This is a genomic window from Geodermatophilus sp. URMC 64 (genome assembly GCF_053502555.1).
The window spans coordinates 1,690,176-1,707,113 of the sequence record NZ_CP199955.1 but is presented as its reverse complement, the minus strand read 5'-3'; the positions used below and the strand labels follow the sequence as shown (position 1 = coordinate 1,707,113).

The following is a 16,938-nucleotide window of genomic DNA, read 5'->3' as shown; positions in this document are numbered from 1 at the left end:
GGCCATGTACGTCACCCAGGGCCTGCACCGCGCGGTGCAGCAGCGTCCGCACGAGATCGCCACCCTCTGCGCCGGTCGCACCCGGACGCACGCCGAGTCGGTCGACCGGATCGCCCGGCTGGCGGCCGGCCTGCGCGGGCTCGGCATCCAGAGCGGCGACCGCGCGGCCATCTTGTCGCTGAACTCCGACCGCTTCCACGAGTTCCTCGGCGCCACGCTGTGGGCGGGCGGCGTCGTCGTCCCGGTCAACATCCGCTGGGCCGTGCCCGAGATCGCGGAGTCGCTCGTCGAGGTCGACGCCCGCGTGCTCGTGGTCGACGACGTCTTCGCGGGCTACGTCGATGGCATCAGAGAGCTGCATCCCCGGCTCGAGACCGTCGTCCACGCCGGCGACGCACCGACGCCGGACGGCGCGCTGTCCTTCGAGGCTCTCATCGCCGAGAACGAGCCTATGGAGGACGTCCGCCGCGGCGGGTCCGACCTCGCCGGCGTCTTCTACACCGGCGGCACCACCGGCCGGTCCAAGGGCGTCATGCTCAGCCACGCCAACCTGCTCACGTCCAACTTCGGCGGGCTGGCCAGCGAGCACTTCGACCGGGACGGCATCGGCCTGCACGCCGCGCCGATGTTCCACATCGCCGCCTTCAGCATGGGGGTGGGCGGGGTGATCATGGGCGGCACGCACGTCATGATCCCCTTCTTCGAGCCGGTCGCCGTCATGACCGCCGTCCAGGAGCACCAGGTCACCGACATGCTGCTGGTGCCCACGATGATGCAGATGGTCGTCGACCACCCGCGGATCGACGACTTCGACCTCACCAGCGTCCGGCGGATCCTCTACGGCGCCTCCCCCATGTCCGACGCCCTGCTCGGCCGCGCCATGAAGGTCTGGCCCAACGCGCGCTTCTTCCAGGCCTACGGGATGACCGAGCTCGCCCCCGCCGCCACCGTGCTCACCGCCGAGGACCACGAGGACCCCCGTCATCGGCGGTCGGTCGGCCGGGCCGCACCGCACACCGAGGTGCGCATCGTCGGTCCGGACGACGTCGAGCTCCCCCGCGGCGAGGCGGGCGAGATCGTCGTCCGCGGCGGCAACGTGATGCTCGGCTACTGGAACCGGCCCGCCGAGACCGAACAGGCCCTGCGCGGCGCGTGGATGCACACCGGCGACGGCGGCTACATGGACGACGAGGGCTACGTGTACCTCACCGACCGGCTCAAGGACATGATCATCACCGGCGGGGAGAACGTGTACTCCGTCGAGGTCGAGAACGTCCTCGGGATGCACCCCGCCGTCGCCACCTGCGCGGTCATCGGCGTCCCCGACGACACCTGGGGCGAGCGGGTGCACGCCGTCGTGGTCCCGGCCGCGGGTGCCACGGTCACGCTCGAGGAGCTGCGCGAGTTCTGCGCCGAGCGGATCGCGGGCTACAAGACACCGCGGTCGATGGAGCTCGTCGACGCGCTACCGCTGTCGCCTGCCGGCAAGGTGCTCAAGCGGGAGCTGCGCAAGCCCTACTGGGAGGGCCGGGACCGCGCCGTCCTGTGAGGACGACGACAGGGGGCCCCGACGCCGGTGTCGGGACCCCCTGTGCCGGATGTGAATCGCTAGGCGGCGCGGATCTTGCCGACCGTGGCGACGCTGGGCTTCGGCGTCACGCTGACGCTGCCCTGTCCGGTCTTGCCAGTGTTCACGAACTGGATGCACTGCCCCTGGTTGGGGAAGTCCGGATCCGTGTAGGTCTTCCAGCCACCGTTCTTGCAGTCGTCGGCCGTGAGCGGCTTCGCCGGCTCGGGCTCTGGCTCCGGCTCGGACACCACCGGAGCCGTACCGAAGTCGTAGGTGGTGTCGTTGACCGTCAGCAGGTCGACCTGCGACGTCAGCCCGCCGTTGCCGCCGCCCTGGTTGACACCGATGCCGAGCACCGTGGCATCGGGGAAGAACGCCCGGACCTCGGCCCAGGTCGCGTGGCCATAGCCCGCCCGGGCCTGCTTCTGCTGCAGCGCGTCCTGGAAGCCGCCGCCCGAGACCCACCAGCCGCCGGCCGAAGCGGTCGGCGTCTGCGTGGTCCACGTCCGCGTCGTCGGCGTCTTGTAGAGGTCCACGTAGACAGGCTCGAACACGAGGACCGCATAGCCGCCGTCGACGCCCGGACCGTTCGGGTCGATCTCCACGTTCATGGCGGGCGCCCAGTCCACTGCTGCCGGTGTGGCCGTGAGGTCCGCGGTCAACTGTGTCACGAGGTACGAGTAGGACAGCGTCGTGATGCCGTCCAGGTCTGCCCCGCGGTTGTCGTACTCGAAGGCGAAGGCCTTGTCATCGGACGTACCGGCGGTCGGCGTGGAGAGCTCCAGGTGCTGGCCGGCCGGCGTGTCGGCGGCCCCATCGACCACGCGCACCGTCCCGGACGCACGGGTGAACGTGCACCAGCCGGACACGGTCGTGCTGCAGACCTTCGTGTCCGTACCGGTCTTCACGGTGCCCAGGGCATCGGACGACACGTAGGTCTCGGCGGCCTGCGCGGTACCGGCGAGAGCGAGCAGGGAAGCAACGGCGGCTGCTGCCACGGCGAACGTGCGACGCATGGAGTTCAAGCCCTTCCGGAGGCGGCCGCGGTGACCGACTCCCTCGCCGCGTGGCGCTCGTGCATTTCCACCCGGCTGCCCCCGGCCTCCGTGGCCGACGGCAGGGATGAGGTTGCGGGACAGCACGGCAGCCACCGGTGAACCGGGCCCGTCCGTCGGTGCGTGTCCAGAACCGGAGCCCCAGAGGCCACAACTGGCCCTGCCGCCTACGGTTCAGGCGCACACGTCCGCTAAGGGGAGCTTGCGGACAGGGAGCCGTGGATCGCCACGGCAATGAACCGCCAGGACGGCTGCCCCGAGGGCAAGAGCCGCTGCAGCCGGAGGTTCGCTGCGGAATCCGGGACGCCATGGGCGGCGACGACCGCATATGACGCGACGACGCTCACCAGTCCGAACGCCGCTCTCCGGCAGCCAGTGCCTGCCTGGGCATCCCTCCGACGACGGCCTGAGCCATGGCGGCTTCCTACCGCGAGCACGGACGGCGATGGCTGACTGTCCGCCGGGAATCCTCACTTCGCCGATGACACCGGCTGTCGAGGACGGCCGCCGGCCTCTGGCAGACGGCCGACCAGGTCCCTACCCTCCTCGTTGGCCGGCAAGAGGCCAGGACCTCCTGGGGGCAGCCGTGGCCGAGGAGCTCATCGCGCTACAACCTGACCGGCGGCAGGACGGCGGCCTCCCCACCGGCACGGTGACCTTCCTGTTCACCGACATCGCCGGCTCGACTCGGCTGGTGCGGGAGGACCGGGAGGCGTACGCGGCAGCGCTCGAGGATCACCGGCGCCTGCTCCGCGCCGCCTTCGCCACGCACGGCGGGCGGGAGGTCGACACCCAGGGCGACGCGTTCTTCGTGGCCTTCCCGACCGCAGCCCAGGCGGTGGCCGCCGCGGCCGACGCACAGCGATCCCTGACCGGGCCGATCTCCGTGCGGATGGGCCTGCACACCGGTGAGGCCACCGTCTCCGGCGGCGGCTACGTCGGCCTGGACGTGCACCGGGCGGCCCGCATCGCGGCGGCCGCCTCCGGCGGGCAGATCCTCCTCTCCGGCACCACCGCGGCGCTGGCCGCCGAGCAAATGCCGGCCGGCACCGGCCTGCGCTCCCTCGGCGAACACCGGCTGAAGGACTTCCCGCAGCCGGCCGCCCTCTACCAGCTGGACGTCGACGGCCTGCCCACCGACTTCCCGCCGCCGAAGACCCTCGCCCCCGAGCACCGCCTCCCCGCCCCGCCCGGACAACTGCTGGGGAGGGACGACGACCTCGCCGCCCTCACCGCTCTGCTCCGCGACCCGCGGACGCGGCTGGTCACCGTCACCGGAGCCGGCGGCGTCGGCAAGACCCGCCTCGCCCTCGAGGCATCTCGCACAGTCGCCGCTGACTTCCCCGGCGGCGTCGTCTTCGTGCCGCTCTCCGCCATCAGAGATCCCGCCCTCGTGCTCCCGACGGTCGTCGACGCGGTCGGCGCCCGGCGCGAGCGGGGCATGCAGTCGGCAGACGCCATCAGGGCCGCGCTCGGCGACGACCGCACGCTGCTGGTCCTCGACAACTTCGAGCAGGTCGCCGCCGCCGCGACGGACCTGGCGGCGCTCCTCGACGCGGTCCCCGCCGTCGTCGCCCTGGTGACCAGCCGGCAGGTCCTCCGGCTGCGCGCCGAGCAGCAGTACCCGCTGGCGACGCTCGAACAGGCGTCGGCGATCAGGCTCTTCGCCGAGCGCGCCGGGGCCGTCCGCCCCGGCTTCACCCTGGACGCCGCGAGCGCGGCCGCGGTGACCGAGATCTGCCACCGCCTCGACGGCCTGCCGCTGGCCATCGAGCTGGCCGCGGCCCGGGTGCGCCTGATGCCGCCGACCGCGCTGCTCACCCGGCTCACCGAGCGGCTCGACGTCCTCGCGGGTGGGCCGGTGGACGCCCCCGACCGGCAGCGCACGCTGCGCGCCACCATGGACTGGAGCTACGGCCTGCTCGGCCCGCCGGAGCAGGGGGTCTTCGCCCGGCTCGCGGTCTTCTCCGGCGGGTGGACGCTCGACGTCGCGGAGGCCGTCTGCGGCCGGCCCGGCGAGCCCGACGTCCTCGACTGCCTCTCCGCGCTCCTCGACGCCAGCCTGCTGACCCGCTCCGGCGACACACGGCTGGACATGCTCGAGACGGTGCGGGCCTACGCGGTCGAGAAGCTCGCCGACTCCCCCGACCGGGAAGAGACCGAGCGCCGCCACACCCGGTGGATGGTCGACATGGTCGAGGGCCTGCTCGCGGCGACCGGGCATGAGCACCGGGCCTGGGCCGACCGCCTCGACGCCGAGCTGCCCAACCTCCGGGCCGCGCTGCAGCGGGCGATCGAGACCGGCGACCTCGCCACCGCGGCGCTGATCCTGCGGGACACCGTGGCCTACCGCACCCGCCGCGACGACGAGCTGGAGCTGAGGGACTGGCTGGACCGGGCGCTCCGCCGCGCCGACGGCGCCGCCCCGGAGGTTCGCGGCAGGCTGCTCGTGCTCCGCGCCCTCATCGGCGGCATCTTCGGCGACGTCGACGCCGTCCGCTCGATGCTCCCGGAGGGGCGGGCGCTGCTCCCGGACGACGCCGCGCACGCCAACGACCTCGCGCTCGCCGCCGTCGCTGGCATCTACTACGCGATCGCCGAGAACAAGCTCGACGACGCCGAACGCTCGATCGAGGACGCGCTGGCCCGCTTCACCACGCTGCACCACGAGGTCGGGCAGGCGCACATGCAGATCGCCAGCGGCGACGTGGCGCTGCTGCACCACGACCTCGAGGGGGCGCAGCGGCACTACGCCGCGGCGGCCGACCTGGCGGCCGGGATCGGGGACGACGCCATGGTCGGCCAGGCCCGCAGCCTCCGCGGTCTCGCCCTCGCCGCCCACGGGGACATCGAGGCCGCGCGCGGCTCCATCCTCGACGGGGTGGCGGCCTGCCGGCGCGCCGGTCAGATCGCGAGCACGGCGCACGCGCTCGAGGGCCTGGCCGCACTGGCCCTGGCCGACGGCCGCCCGGAGGTCGCGGCCCGGGCACTGGGTGCCTCGGGTGCGGTCCGGGCATACGTGGGGACGCCGCTGTCCGCAGCCCTCCCCCTGCTCCTGGACGACCTGACCGCCCGCGCCCGCGAGCAGCTCGGCGACGAGGCGTACGAAGCGGCCAGCACCGAGGGACGGCAGTGGCCCCTGTCCGAGGCGCTGGCCCGCACCCTCGAGGACCTCGCCCCGACCAACCGACCCGCCACCTCCCGATAGGCCGAGCGGCGGGCGGCCATCACGCCACGACGACCCGGGCCCCGTGGCCCACGGACCGTGCCAGTCGGCGGTCGCGCGTGACCAACGGGCACTCCAGGGCCTCGGCCAGCGCCACATAGGCCGCGTCGTACGCGGACAGGTTGTCGCGCAGCTGGAACGCCCGGCGCCGTAAGGCGGCATCGGCCGGCCACCGCTCGATCGGCAGGTCGGCGAAATCGGTGAGGACGTCGTCGGCGCGGCCCAGGGACAAACGGTGGCCCAGCACGAGGCTGCGGACCGCGGCCACCATTTCGTAGCTGAGCAACTCAGGTGCGTGGAGGTCCTCGGCGGCCAGCCGCTCGACCAAGAGGTCGACCCCCGGCGCCCCCGTCAGCGCGTCCACGACGGCCGAGCAGTCGACGACGATCACGCCGGCGGACCGGCCAGCTCGGCTTCCCGCTCCCGTCGGGCGGCGTCCAGCGCCTCCACCGCCGAGACCTCGACGCGCTCACCCCGCTGAGCCGCACGCTCGAAGACCTCGCGGGCCGTCGGCCGGGCGGCATCCCGAGCCAGCAGCCGCAGGAGATAGCTGTTCAGCGACTCGCCCTGCGCCGCCGCACGCGCTTTGAGCGCTCGTCGCACCTCGTCAGGGACGTCGCGGATCTGCAGCAGAGAACCCACGCCGGCAGCCTACCCCTCGATCAATACAAGTTGTATTGATCGACCGCCGACCGGGCGTGAGGTCAGCCGTTCCCGCGCCGGCTGTCGAATCCGAGCACCCGCAGAGTCAGCGTGCCGGTCTCGTCCCCGAACTCGACCAGGGTTCCCTCGCCGCCGACGTTGCGGTAGGCGCCCGTGCCGCCGGTCAGCGCCAGGGGCTTCGGGTCGGGACCGGGGCTGTTGGCGAACTGGGCGGTGATGTCTCCGTCGGGCAGCCGGATCACGGCGCTGCAGTCGGCCACGACGTCGGGAGTGACGGTCACGAGGACGCAGGAGCCGACCTCCTCGCCGACCCGCGCGCCGTTCTGGAAGAGCTGGTCGCGGAAGAGGATCTCGTCGCCGACCGAGAACGGGCTGTTCGGGTCCCGCTCGTTGTTCGTGGCAACGATCGTCTGGGGGCTGAACCGGACGTCGAAAACGAGCGTCTTCGCTCCGTCCCGGCCGCCGTGATCGTCGGCGATGGCCGAGGCCGCGACGACTCCAGCAAGCCCGAATGACAGCACCGAAACGGTGGCAACGAGGACGGTTCTGCGCACGTTTCCTCCTCCCACTGCCGGGTGGCGCCGCACCGTCCCAGATGCGGCTTTCTGCCCGGCAGGGCCGCCGACGCTAGCGGCGCCTCACAGCGTCCGTCCAGGTAGCAGACGTGCCGGAACCGCAACGTCCGCCGGACACAGGCCGAGACGGCCGTTTGAAGGAGTATCGATCGAGAATTGCGCAAGCCCCAATTGGTCGAATGCTATGCGCGCCGTCCACCGAGGGTGGCGGCTCCATCCCTTTCCGCACGCAGTCATTCTGACGATCCGAAAGAATTCATGGGTCTCGGAAGGGATGCCTATTGCCGCAGGTCGATCAGTTGAGTACCTCTGGGGGCACGGCCGAACCAACGCGCCCGAGGGGATCGACATGCGTCGTCGCAGGTACGCAGCAGCTGGGCTCCTCTCCGGGGCCATCCTGTGCTTCGGCCTCGCGGGCACGGCCAACGCCTATGGGGACAAGGACTGCGAGGACTTCGCGACGCAGGCGGCGGCCCAGACATTCCTGACGGAGGACCCGCGGGACCCCGACGACCTCGACCGCAACGGCAACAACAACGACCGGCAGGGCAACGGCAACGGCATCGCGTGTGAGCCCGCCGGCGACGGCCGGACGACGACCGAGGACGGCACCGTTCTCGCGGCCCGGGTGATCTCTACGAGTAACTCCTCGTCGGGCAGCTCCTCTTCGGGCAGCTCCTCCTCGAGCAGCTCCTCCTCGAGCAGCTCCTCCTCGTCCAGCTCCTCCTCGAGCAGCTCCTCCTCGAGCAGCTCCTCCTCGAGCAGCTCATCGTCGTCCAGCTCATCGTCGAGCAGCTCGTCGTCCTCCATCTCGTCGTCCTCGAGAAACCCGTCGTCGTCCAGCTCGTCGTCCGCGAACAACGCCGCGGCCGCGACGACGTCGAGGACGACCACGACGCCGACGACCACATGCGCCACGACCACGGCGCCGACGACGACCACGACCACGACGACCACCACCGCGACCACGACGCCGACGACGAGCCCGAGCACCACCACCACGACGCCGACGACCACCACATGCACCACGAGCGGCGGGGCAGCTGCAACCACGACCACGACGGTGCGCACGCCCACGACCGCCGTGATCGCGGCGACCAGCACCACGCAGGCCAGCCAGGTGGCGACCCGCCCCTCGGGCGCCGTCGGTACCGGTGACGGCAGCACGGCCGGCAGCGGCAGCCCCGTGTTCCTCTACCTCGCCGGTGGCGTGGCCCTCCTCGCCGGCTCCGGTGGCGCCGCCTGGGCCGCCCGGCGCAGCGCCCGCGCGACCCACTGACGGCGGCCCATGAGGATCGGTCCCTTCGAAGTCCGCCGGTACTCCGGGCCTCGTCCGGCCCGGCGCCGCACGGCGCGCGGGTGGGCGGCGGCGTCCGTGCTGCTGGCACTCGCCGGAGTGGCGGTCCTCGTCCTCGCGCTGGTGGCTCCCGGGCAGAGCAACGAGCCGGTGAGGCGCGCCGTCCCCGACGCCGCCGTGGCAGAGCCCGAGCTGCCCCCGACGATGTCGGAGATCGCACCGCCCCCACCGCCCTCGACAACGAGCTCGTCCAGTGCGGAGGCCGCTCCCGTCACGTTCGGCGACGTCCCGCCGATGTCGGCCAGCAAGCCGGTGAAGATCAGGATCCCGGTCCTCGGCATGACGTCCTCGGTCATGGAGCTGGGTCTGGAGGCCGACGGCACCATGGAGCTGCCGCCGGGCGCCTACCCGGTCGGCTGGTACGACGGCAGCCCGACGCCGGGCGAGCTGGGCCCCTCCGTCATCGTCGGGCACGTCGACTGGAACGACCGGAAGGGGGCCTTCCACGACCTGCGCGCCATGCGCCCGGGCGACCGGATCGTGGTGGACCGCGCCGACGGCAGCACAGCTACCTTCCGCGTCGGCCGGGTCGAGCGGCACGCCAAGAACAGCTTCCCCACCGGTGAGGTCTACGGGGACGTCGGCTGGTCGGCCCTGCGGCTGATCACCTGCGGCGGCCGGTTCAACTCCCGCACCGGCGACTACGCCGACAACGTCATCGTCTTCGCCCGCCTGGTCAGCACCAGCTGAGAAACCCCTCGGCCCCGTGCCGGCTCTCCGTCGAGCCGGCGCGGGGTCGAGGGGGGCTGGAAGGGGATCAGAGCAGCTCGAAGTCCGCCAGCTCGCACTCCCGGGTGAGCGTGAAGTACTCGAGCAGCGAGAACGGCCAGACCTGCGAGGCCCGCCCGAACGCGTTCTTGTACCAGCTGCTCACCTGCGAGGCGCCCCAGGCCCGCAGCCGGTTGGCCGCGTCGACCCGCTCGCAGAACGACTCGACCACCGAGGGGCGGACGTCGAGCGCCCGGTGTCCGCTGCGCAGCAGCGCACCGATCGCCGCCACCGAGTACTCCACCGCGCACTCGCCCATGAACACCGAGCTGCCGTTGACAACGACCCCGCTGTTCGGCCCGAACACGATGAACAGGTTCGGGAACCCGGGCACGCTCACCCCGAGGTGGGCCCGCGCGTCCCCGCCCCATGTCTCGTGCAGGTCCGCACCGCCGCGGCCGGTCACCTTCATCGGCACCAGGTAGTCCGAGGCCTGGAAGCCGGTGGCGTAGACGATGACGTCGACCTCGTGCAGGACGCCGTCCGCGGTGCGCACGCCCTTCTCGGTGATCTCGGTGATCCCCTCGGTCACCAGCGAGACGTGGGACCGCTTGAGCGCGTCAGCCCACACCCCGTTGTCGCGGGTCATCCGCTTCGCGCCCGGCGGGTAGGTCGGCTCGACCTTGGCCCGCAGGTCCGGCCGGTCGGCGAACTGCTCGTCGAGCCGCTCCAGCAGCTGCCGGCGCAGCTCGGCGTTCATGGCCGACAGCGAGCCGGGCTCGGTCCACTCCGGGTCGACCTGCACGTACGGCAGCCGGCCCTCGGCGGCGATCCAGAACTGCCAGAACCGCTCCCACCGCCCGTAGTAGGGCACGTGCCCCAGCAGCCAGAGCATCCCGGGCTTGATGTCGTGGTGGTAGTTCGGCGTCGGCAGCATCCACGGCGCGTTGCGCTGGAACACCGTCAGCTCGCCCACGGAGTCCACGATCGTCGGCACGATCTGGTACGCGCTCGCCCCGGTGCCGATCACCGCCACCCGCCGGCCGGTCAGGTCGACCGAGTGGTCCCAGCGCGCCGAGTGGAACGCCGGGCCCGCGAACGAGTCCCGGCCTGGGATGTCCGGGTAGTTCGGCCGGTTCAGCTGCCCCATCGCGGTCATGACGGCGGAGAAGGTGTGCGTCTCCTCCGTGCCGTCGGCGTCGCGGGTGACGAGGGTCCACCGGACGGCGTCCTCGTCGAACGTCGCCTCGAGGACCTCGGTGCCGAGCCGGATGTGCTCGCGCAGCCCGAACCCGGTGGCCACCCCGCTGAGGTACTTGTGGATCTCCGGCTGCCCCGAGAACTGCTGCGGCCAGTCCCCCTTCTGCGCGAAGGAGAGGCTGTAGGCGAAGTTCGGGGTGTCCAGCCGGCAGCCCGGGTAGGAGTTCTCCCACCACGTCCCGCCGACCTCGGTGTTCTTCTCGAAGACCACGAACGGCACCCCGGCCTGCTTGAGCCGGTGAGCCGCGGCCAGCCCGGAGAAGCCGGCCCCGATCACCGCCACGGTGAAGTCGGTGTCCGGCGCCACCTCGTCCTTGGTCCACGTCGGCGCCCCGTAGTCCCGGGGCAGTCCCAGCTCGTGCTGCAGCAGCGGCACGTACTCGGGACCGGCGTCCTTGGTCAGGAAGAACATGATCCGCTCGAGGTCCTCGGCGGTCGGCTGCCGCGCGATCACCGAGCCGTTGTCCCGGAACCGCTTGAGCGCCTCCAGCGCGACCGCCCGCGCCTTCGCCTGGGCCTCCGCGCTCATCCCGCCCTGCGGCTGGATCACCGCGGCCATCGGCGGCAGCGGCGGCTTGAGCTCGTCGGCCAGCAGGCTCTCGTCACCGGTCGCCAGGGCCAGGGCGGCGAGCAGGGAGGGCAGGTCGGCCTCCTGGACAGCCTCGGCCAGGAACGCGTCGTCCTCGGTGATCGGCTCCACCCGGTCGTAGTCGACCGCGCCGGCCGCGAGCACGGCCTCGCGGATCTCCTCGGTGATGGTCACCGGCTCAGACCTCCCCGGTGCGGAAGAAGCCGGCGAGCAGCGCGGCCGTCTCCTCCGGCGCCTCGATGTTGGGCTCGTGGCCGAAGTCGGTCTCGACCGCGGTGCCACCCGGCGCCAGGTCGGCGAGCTTCTTCGACCACCCGGTCTCCAGCAGGGTGTCGTGCCGGCCCTCGACCAGCAGCAGCGGCGTCCGCACCCCCTGCAGGTCGTCGAGGAAGGTGTCCGGCGGCAGCTGCCGCGTCGTGGCCGGGTTGCTCAGCCGCGGCGCGGTCATCGCCTCCCAGTGGCCGGGGACGAGGCTGTTCTCGTAGCGCTGCCGGATGTGGTCGGCCAGCCCGTCGGTGCTCCGGACCAGCAGCCCGGTCAGCCGCTCGGCCGCCTCGAGGCTCGGCTCGTAGTCGGCCAGCGCCGCCGTCCCCTCCGGCAGGCGGAACGGGCCGCCCGTGCCGGAGAAGGTCACGGCCCGCTCGACCGGCCAGGGGCGGGCCGGGTCGACGAGGGCGCGCAACAGCAGGGAGCCGCCGAACGAGACGCCGGCGAAGTGCGCCCGCTCGATGCCGAGCTCGCGGACGAACGCGGCGACGTGCGCGACCCGCGGGGGGTACGGCGACCGGTCGAAGAACACGACCTTGTCCGTGCCGCCCCAGCCGAGCAGCTCGGGGACGACTACGTGGAAGCCGTCGGCCGCCAGCGACTCGGCGACCGGGCCCCAGCACAGCTCGGCCGTCGTGCCGAACGCGCCGTCGTGGAGCAGGACGACGGTCTCCCCGGCCGGGTCGCCGGCCTCGAGGTACGCCGTCCGGAAGCCTCCGGCGACGACGGTCTTGAGGGTGCTCATGCGGACTTTCCTTCCTGGGCCTGCCCGGCGCGGCGCGCGGCGAGGCTCGTGCCGCCGACGCCCCAGTGGCTCGTGGGCACCTGCTCGACGAGGACGTGCACCTTGGCCGGGTCGGCCCCGGTGGCGTCCACGTAGGCGTCGGTGACCGACCGGAGCAGGTTCTCGACCACCGGCGGGTCGAGGGGCTCGGCGTGGTTGATGCGGATGAGTGGCATGCGGATGACCTCCTGGACCGGTCGCGTCAGTCGTTCGCGGTCGCCCGCTGCAGGTCAGCGGGGGCGGTCGCCGGACGGGGCCCGTCGGCCTCGGGCTCCAGCGCGATGTCCTTGGTCTCGAGGACCTTGAACTCGCGGCCCACGGTCTCGGGCAGCAGGACGGCGAAGACGATCATCAGCAGGGTGCCGATGACGCCGACCGACATGCCCAGCGGCGTGTTCGACGTGGACGCGATGACGCCCGCGGCGATCGGGATGGCGGCGGCCGACGCCATGCGACCGACGACGTAGACGGTCGAGGCCGCGGTCGAGCGCAGCTCCACCGGGTAGAGCTCGGACAGCCAGGAGCCGAAGATCGCGATCGCGGCGGCCCCGATGGCCGTCCAGAGCAGGTACCACCAGAAGACGTTCCAGGTGAAGATGTTGCCGGCGTACTGCGCCGAGCCCGCGCCGAAGTAGATGCCGGCCACGGCGATCACCGAGACGAGCCCGGCGGCGACGACGACCTTGCGGCGGCCGAACAGGTCGCTGGCCCAGCCGACCAGCGGGAACATCAGGAACTGGACGGCGGCGATGATCAGCGTGGCGTTGCGGACGGCCTCCGGCGAGGCGCCCAGGCCCTCGCGCATGTAGGTGGGCATGAACTGTGCGACGGTCCAGTAGCCGAACATGTAGCCGCCGACCATCAGGGTGCCGAGCAGCGTGTAGCGCAGCGAGGTGCCCTTGAAGATCTCCAGGATCGAGGAGCGCTGCCGCTTCTTGGTCTCCGGCAGGGTGCCGGCGCGGCGCATCTCGTCGTACTGCTCCCAGAGCTTGGACTCCGGCATGGTGATGCGGACGTAGAGCATCAGCAGGATCGGCGCGGCGCCGACGATGAACGAGGCCCGCCAGCTCCAGTCGGTGCTCAGCGTGGACGTGAAGTAGGTCGACACGAAGACGGCGAGCGCCAGGCCGGCCGACGACATCCCCTGGATCGCCGCGACGCCCAGGCCGCGGCGCTTGGAGGAGAACACCTCGCTGAAGAGGACCATGCCGATCCCCCACTCACCGCCGATGCCGATGCCGGCGATCGCCCGGGTGACCACCAGGGACGAGTAGTCCCAGGAGAAGGCCGAGACGACGGCGCCGACCGAGAACAGCGCCAGGGCCCACAGCAGCGCCCGCTTGCGGCCGTACCGGTCGGCCAGCCAGCCGAAGGAGACGCCGCCGATCAGCGAGGTCACGAGCATGACCGAGGTGAGCAGCCCGGCCTGGCCCAGCGAGATGTCGAACGTGGCGATCAGCGCCGGCATCGTGAAGGAGATGATCAGCAGGTTGTAGAAGTCGAGCCAGTAGCCACCGAGCACCGACGCGAGAACGGAGCGCCGTTCCTTGGTCGTGTAGGTGGTGTTCCCGGGAAGGACGGCAGTGTCCATCGTCATGCCTTCTGTGAGGTGGGTGGGGCAGTACGGGGAAGTGCGAACCGGGCGCGGTCAGCGGGCCCGGTAGGTGTGGCTGAGGGTCCGGCCGGCGAGCGTCAGCTCGAGGTGCCAGTCGCGGCCGAAGCGGAAGGCGCCGTCGAGCAACGGCACGGTTCCGGCGAAGACGACGAGGTCCCCGGCGGGGTCGTCGTCCTCGAAGGCCCGGAGGACCCGCGGCAGCAGGTCACCGGGAGTCCGCAGCGCGGCCAGGGGCCCCGCCTGGTAGCGCTCTCCGTCGACGAAGGAGGCCAGCGCGCCGGCGTCCCAGGCGTCGTCGCAGTCGCCGTCGGCCACGCCGTCCGGGAGCGCGAGGACCTGCGGACCGAGCGGCTTCGGGCACGCGGCCTTGGAGGCCTTGATGTCGGCCCGCTCCAGCTCGCGGTCGGTGTGGTCGGAGCCGACGCCGAGGTACCAGTGGCCGTCGTGCCGGACGAAGACCGGCTCGACCTCTCCGGAGCTGGTCTCGGCCGCGGGCGCGGTGGCCTCGGCGGTGAGCAGCGCCGGGTCGAGGTCGTAGAGCATCGGCACGGCCGGCGGCGGCGCGATGCCGATCGCGGCCAGCTCGTCGATGTGGTGCCGGACGGCCGCCTCGTCGCGGCCGGTGTAGCCGGCGACGACGAGCCGGGCGGGGCACAGCTCGAACGTCGCGTCCGAGCCGGCGACGGTCAGCCGCAGGGCGGTGGCGAGCGCGTCAGACACGAGCACCTCCCAGGCGACGGTCGGCGAGCACCGGGAACTCGGCGCGGACCCGCGAGACGACGTCCGGATCGACGTCGACGACCGTGAGACCCTCGTCGTCCCCCGCCTCGGCGAGGACCTCGCCCCAGGGGTCGACGACCCGGCTGTGCCCGCCGAGGACGACGCCGCCGTCCTGCTCCCCGACCGCGTTGCAGGCGATCAGGAGCACCTGCTCCTCGACGGCCCGGCAGGAGGTGAACAGCTGCCAGTGCGCGCGCCGGGCGGCGGGCCAGGCGGCCGGGACGACGACGGTCTCGGCGCCGCGGTCGACCAGCTCCCGCCACAGCTCGGGGAAGCGCAGGTCGTAGCAGGTGGTGGCGGACGTGGCGCCGAACTTCGTCGTCGCCACGCTGACGTCCCGGCCGGGGGTGAGCAGCTCGGCCTCGCGGGAGCGGTACCCGAAGACGTGGATCTTGCGGTAGGTGTGCACCACCTCGCCGGCGGGGTCGAGCAGCACGGCGGTGTTGTGCAGGGCGCCGTCGGCCGACCGCTCGAGGACGCTGCCCAGGTGCAGGTAGCAGCCGAGCCGGCGGGCCCACTCGGCGCCGGCGGCGACCGTGTCCCCGGTCAGGGTCTCGGCCCGCGCCGGGTACTCCCCGAAGGCGAAGTAGCCGGGCGCCCACAGCTCGGGCAGCACGACCAGGTCGGCGCCGGCGGCATCGGCGACCATGCCGCCGACCCGGTCTCGCCGGGCGGCCACCGTCTCGGTCGGCGGGCTCGCCACCTGGACGAGCGCGATCCTCATCGGGCCGACCGCCCCTCGCCCCAGGGCAGCGGACTCGGCAGCCGCAGCGCCGACGCGGTGCTGACCAGGTGCGCGGCCAGCGCCTGCCCGGCGGCCTCCGGCTCACCGGTGAGCAGAGCGTCGACGATGGCGCCGTGCTCGGTCAGGACGCCCCGGGCGCGGTCCGGGGAGGAGGTGACGGCCTGCAAGCCCATCCGGACCTGGCGGTCGCGCAGGGTCTCGTAGAAATCGGCCAGCACCGGGTTGCCCGCGGAGCCCACGATCACCCGGTGGAAGGCGCGGTCGCACTCGATGAAGCCGATCGGGTCGCCCAGGAGCTGCTCCTGCTGCTCGATGAGCCGGCGCAGCTCCTCGGTGACGATCTCGGCGATCGGGGCGATCCGGCGGATGCACCAGTCCTCGACGAGGGCGCGCGCCTGCATGACGGCCTCGACCTCGGCGTCGGAGATGGGCGGCACGTAGGCGCCCTTCTTGGGGACGATCTGCAGGAAGCCCTCGGCCTGCAGGCGCAGGAGGGCCTCGCGGACCGGGGTGCGGGAGATGCCGGTCGCCTCGGCCGCGGCGCCCTCGGTGAGGAAGACGCCCTCGTGCCTCGGCATGGTCGCGACCTGCTGTTTCAGCCAGCGGTAGGCCACGTTCTGGGCGCTCTCCCGAGGCCCCGCAGACTGTGATGCACCAGACATGAACATGATGTATACATGCCGTGCACATATGGCACAAGACCCTGGAGCTGCTGTCGTGTCGAAAGCCGAGCACGAGTTCTTCCCGACCGCCGACGTCCCGTTCACGCCGTGCGCGGGCGTGGTCCCCGAGCTGACCGAGCGGGTCCTCGCCGCGGATCCGGCCACCGGGGTGGCCACGCGCATGCTGCGGTTCGAGCCGGGGACGGACACCTCTCCCAACGGGGAGCAGGTGCACGACTTCTGGGAGGAGGTCTACGTCCTCGAGGGCTCCCTCACCGACCTGCGGCTGAACGAGACGTTCACCGCCGGCATGTACGCCTGCCGTCCGCCGGGCATGGTGCACGGCCCGTGGCGCAGCGAGGACGGCTGCCTGACCTTCGAGGTGCGCTACCGCGGGTGAGCCCCTCTCACCCACTGGACACCGGCCCGGCGGGGCGGGACCGTGACCGCGTGCACGTCCGGTCCACCACCGTCCTGGCCGACCCGCGGGCCATCGACGCCGGCGTCGCGTTCCTCCGCCAGAACGTGATGCCGACGCTGGAGAAGACCCCGGGCTGCGTCGGCCTGTCCATGCTGGCCGACCGCGAGAGCGGCCGCTGCATCGCCGCCACCGCCTGGGAGACCGAGGAGGCGATGCGCGCCACCGCGGAGCGCCTCCGCCCGGTCCGCAACCGGTTCGCGCTCGCCCTCGGCGGCTCGGACGCCGACGTCCGGGAGTGGGAGGTCGGCGTCGTCCACCGGGACCGCCCGGCCGGGGACGGCGCCGGCGCCCAGGTCGCCTGGGCCCGCGTGCAGCCCAACCACGTGGACGACCTGCTCGAGGCCTACCGCGCCAACCTGATGCCCCGGCTGCAGGAGCTGCCCGGGTTCTGCAGCGTCAGCCTGCTCGTCGACCGGCGCAACGGGCGCACGGTCAGCGTCACGGCCTTCGAGGACCGGGACGCGGCGAGCCTGGCCCGCAAGCAGGCCCGGCACCTGCGCGAGCAGTTCGCCCAGGCCATGGGCGCCCGCATCGTCGACGTCGCCGAGATGGACCTGGCGCTGGCCCACCTCCGCACCCCCGAGACGCCCTGAGGACTACC

At 72.4% G+C, this 16,938-nt stretch carries 18 protein-coding genes; 6 read left to right on the top strand and 12 right to left on the bottom strand.

All coding sequences use genetic code 11. From position 1 onward, the window contains the following. Positions 1-4: 4 nt before the first annotated feature. A complete protein-coding gene (locus ACWIYF_RS08465; RefSeq protein WP_448627679.1) occupies positions 5-1,549 on the top strand; it encodes an acyl-CoA synthetase in 1,545 nt (514 codons plus the stop codon). A 59-nt stretch (positions 1,550-1,608) separates the two neighbouring features. Here the strand turns inward: ACWIYF_RS08465 and ACWIYF_RS08460 are convergent, their stop codons facing one another. Beyond that, positions 1,609-2,586 (bottom strand): hypothetical protein, encoded by a 978-nt coding sequence (locus ACWIYF_RS08460; protein WP_448627678.1) that lies wholly within the window; start codon positions 2,584-2,586, stop codon positions 1,609-1,611. Positions 2,587-3,211: 625 nt separating this feature from the next. Between ACWIYF_RS08460 and ACWIYF_RS08455 the strand changes: the two genes are divergently transcribed. Beyond that, positions 3,212-5,833: an ATP-binding protein gene (locus ACWIYF_RS08455; protein WP_448627677.1), complete on the top strand. Its 2,622-nt coding sequence runs from the start codon at positions 3,212-3,214 to the stop codon at positions 5,831-5,833. Between the two features lie 19 nt (positions 5,834-5,852). On the opposite strand, the gene ACWIYF_RS08450 is transcribed toward ACWIYF_RS08455, so the two are convergent. The 4 genes from ACWIYF_RS08450 to ACWIYF_RS08435 form a co-directional block, all read right to left on the bottom strand. After that, the gene (locus ACWIYF_RS08450; RefSeq protein ID WP_448627676.1) at positions 5,853-6,242 is read right to left on the bottom strand and encodes a type II toxin-antitoxin system VapC family toxin; all 390 of its coding nucleotides are present in this window, start codon (positions 6,240-6,242) and stop codon (positions 5,853-5,855) included. Further along, positions 6,239-6,493 (bottom strand): FitA-like ribbon-helix-helix domain-containing protein, encoded by a 255-nt coding sequence (locus tag ACWIYF_RS08445; protein ID WP_448627675.1) that lies wholly within the window; start codon positions 6,491-6,493, stop codon positions 6,239-6,241. The genes ACWIYF_RS08450 and ACWIYF_RS08445 overlap by 4 nt, the downstream gene beginning before the upstream one ends. Before the next feature lie 62 nt (positions 6,494-6,555). Further along, complete coding sequence (locus ACWIYF_RS08440) at positions 6,556-7,068, bottom strand: allene oxide cyclase barrel-like domain-containing protein (RefSeq protein WP_448627674.1); 513 nt, start codon at positions 7,066-7,068, stop codon at positions 6,556-6,558. A gap of 450 nt (positions 7,069-7,518) precedes the next feature. Further along, on the bottom strand, positions 7,519-8,142 hold the full coding sequence (locus ACWIYF_RS08435) for a hypothetical protein (RefSeq protein WP_448627673.1): 624 nt from the start codon (positions 8,140-8,142) through the stop codon (positions 7,519-7,521). Positions 8,143-8,152: 10 nt separating this feature from the next. Here ACWIYF_RS08435 and ACWIYF_RS08430 point away from each other — a divergent pair, with 10 nt between their 5' ends. Then, positions 8,153-8,368, top strand: a complete 216-nt coding sequence (locus ACWIYF_RS08430; protein WP_448627672.1) for a hypothetical protein — start codon at positions 8,153-8,155, stop codon at positions 8,366-8,368. A 96-nt stretch (positions 8,369-8,464) separates the two neighbouring features. Next, positions 8,465-9,136, top strand: a complete 672-nt coding sequence (locus ACWIYF_RS08425) for a class F sortase (RefSeq protein WP_448627671.1) — start codon at positions 8,465-8,467, stop codon at positions 9,134-9,136. 67 nt (positions 9,137-9,203) lie between these two features. Here ACWIYF_RS08425 and ACWIYF_RS08420 read toward each other — a convergent pair whose 3' ends face one another. Genes ACWIYF_RS08420 through ACWIYF_RS08390 form a run of 7 tightly spaced genes read right to left on the bottom strand, consistent with a single transcriptional unit; the run spans position 9,204 to position 15,856 of the window. Next, complete coding sequence (locus ACWIYF_RS08420; protein WP_448627670.1) at positions 9,204-11,177, bottom strand: flavin-containing monooxygenase; 1,974 nt, start codon at positions 11,175-11,177, stop codon at positions 9,204-9,206. Between the two features lie 4 nt (positions 11,178-11,181). Further along, positions 11,182-12,015, bottom strand: a complete 834-nt coding sequence (locus ACWIYF_RS08415) for an alpha/beta fold hydrolase (RefSeq protein WP_448627669.1) — start codon at positions 12,013-12,015, stop codon at positions 11,182-11,184. Then, a complete protein-coding gene (locus ACWIYF_RS08410; protein ID WP_448627668.1) occupies positions 12,012-12,230 on the bottom strand; it encodes a tautomerase family protein in 219 nt (72 codons plus the stop codon). Before ACWIYF_RS08410 ends, ACWIYF_RS08415 begins: the two co-directional genes overlap by 4 nt. A 26-nt stretch (positions 12,231-12,256) precedes the next feature. Continuing rightward, complete coding sequence (locus tag ACWIYF_RS08405; protein ID WP_448627667.1) at positions 12,257-13,651, bottom strand: MFS transporter; 1,395 nt, start codon at positions 13,649-13,651, stop codon at positions 12,257-12,259. Between the two features lie 51 nt (positions 13,652-13,702). After that, on the bottom strand, positions 13,703-14,389 hold the full coding sequence (locus ACWIYF_RS08400; protein WP_448627666.1) for a DUF2848 family protein: 687 nt from the start codon (positions 14,387-14,389) through the stop codon (positions 13,703-13,705). Then, the gene (locus ACWIYF_RS08395) at positions 14,382-15,173 is read right to left on the bottom strand and encodes a nitrilase-related carbon-nitrogen hydrolase (protein WP_448627665.1); all 792 of its coding nucleotides are present in this window, start codon (positions 15,171-15,173) and stop codon (positions 14,382-14,384) included. The genes ACWIYF_RS08400 and ACWIYF_RS08395 overlap by 8 nt, the downstream gene beginning before the upstream one ends. Next, complete coding sequence (locus ACWIYF_RS08390) at positions 15,170-15,856, bottom strand: GntR family transcriptional regulator (RefSeq protein WP_448627664.1); 687 nt, start codon at positions 15,854-15,856, stop codon at positions 15,170-15,172. The genes ACWIYF_RS08395 and ACWIYF_RS08390 overlap by 4 nt, the downstream gene beginning before the upstream one ends. A 55-nt stretch (positions 15,857-15,911) precedes the next feature. Between ACWIYF_RS08390 and ACWIYF_RS08385 the strand changes: the two genes are divergently transcribed. Further along, positions 15,912-16,256, top strand: coding sequence for a cupin domain-containing protein (locus ACWIYF_RS08385; RefSeq protein ID WP_448627663.1), 345 nt, complete (start codon positions 15,912-15,914; stop codon positions 16,254-16,256). Between the two features lie 50 nt (positions 16,257-16,306). Then, positions 16,307-16,930, top strand: a complete 624-nt coding sequence (locus tag ACWIYF_RS08380; RefSeq protein WP_448627662.1) for an antibiotic biosynthesis monooxygenase — start codon at positions 16,307-16,309, stop codon at positions 16,928-16,930. The last annotated feature ends 8 nt before the right edge of the window (positions 16,931-16,938 follow it).

Coding starts and splice junctions, on each gene's coding strand:
- ACWIYF_RS08465 (WP_448627679.1), top strand. CDS start 5: ATGTACGTCACCCAGGGCCTGCACCGCGCGGTGCAGCAGCGTCCGCAC.
- ACWIYF_RS08395 (WP_448627665.1), bottom strand. CDS start 15,173: ATGAGGATCGCGCTCGTCCAGGTGGCGAGCCCGCCGACCGAGACGGTG.
- ACWIYF_RS08410 (WP_448627668.1), bottom strand. CDS start 12,230: ATGCCACTCATCCGCATCAACCACGCCGAGCCCCTCGACCCGCCGGTG.
- ACWIYF_RS08415 (WP_448627669.1), bottom strand. CDS start 12,015: ATGAGCACCCTCAAGACCGTCGTCGCCGGAGGCTTCCGGACGGCGTAC.
- ACWIYF_RS08390 (WP_448627664.1), bottom strand. CDS start 15,856: ATGTCTGGTGCATCACAGTCTGCGGGGCCTCGGGAGAGCGCCCAGAAC.
- ACWIYF_RS08405 (WP_448627667.1), bottom strand. CDS start 13,651: ATGACGATGGACACTGCCGTCCTTCCCGGGAACACCACCTACACGACC.
- ACWIYF_RS08460 (WP_448627678.1), bottom strand. CDS start 2,586: ATGCGTCGCACGTTCGCCGTGGCAGCAGCCGCCGTTGCTTCCCTGCTC.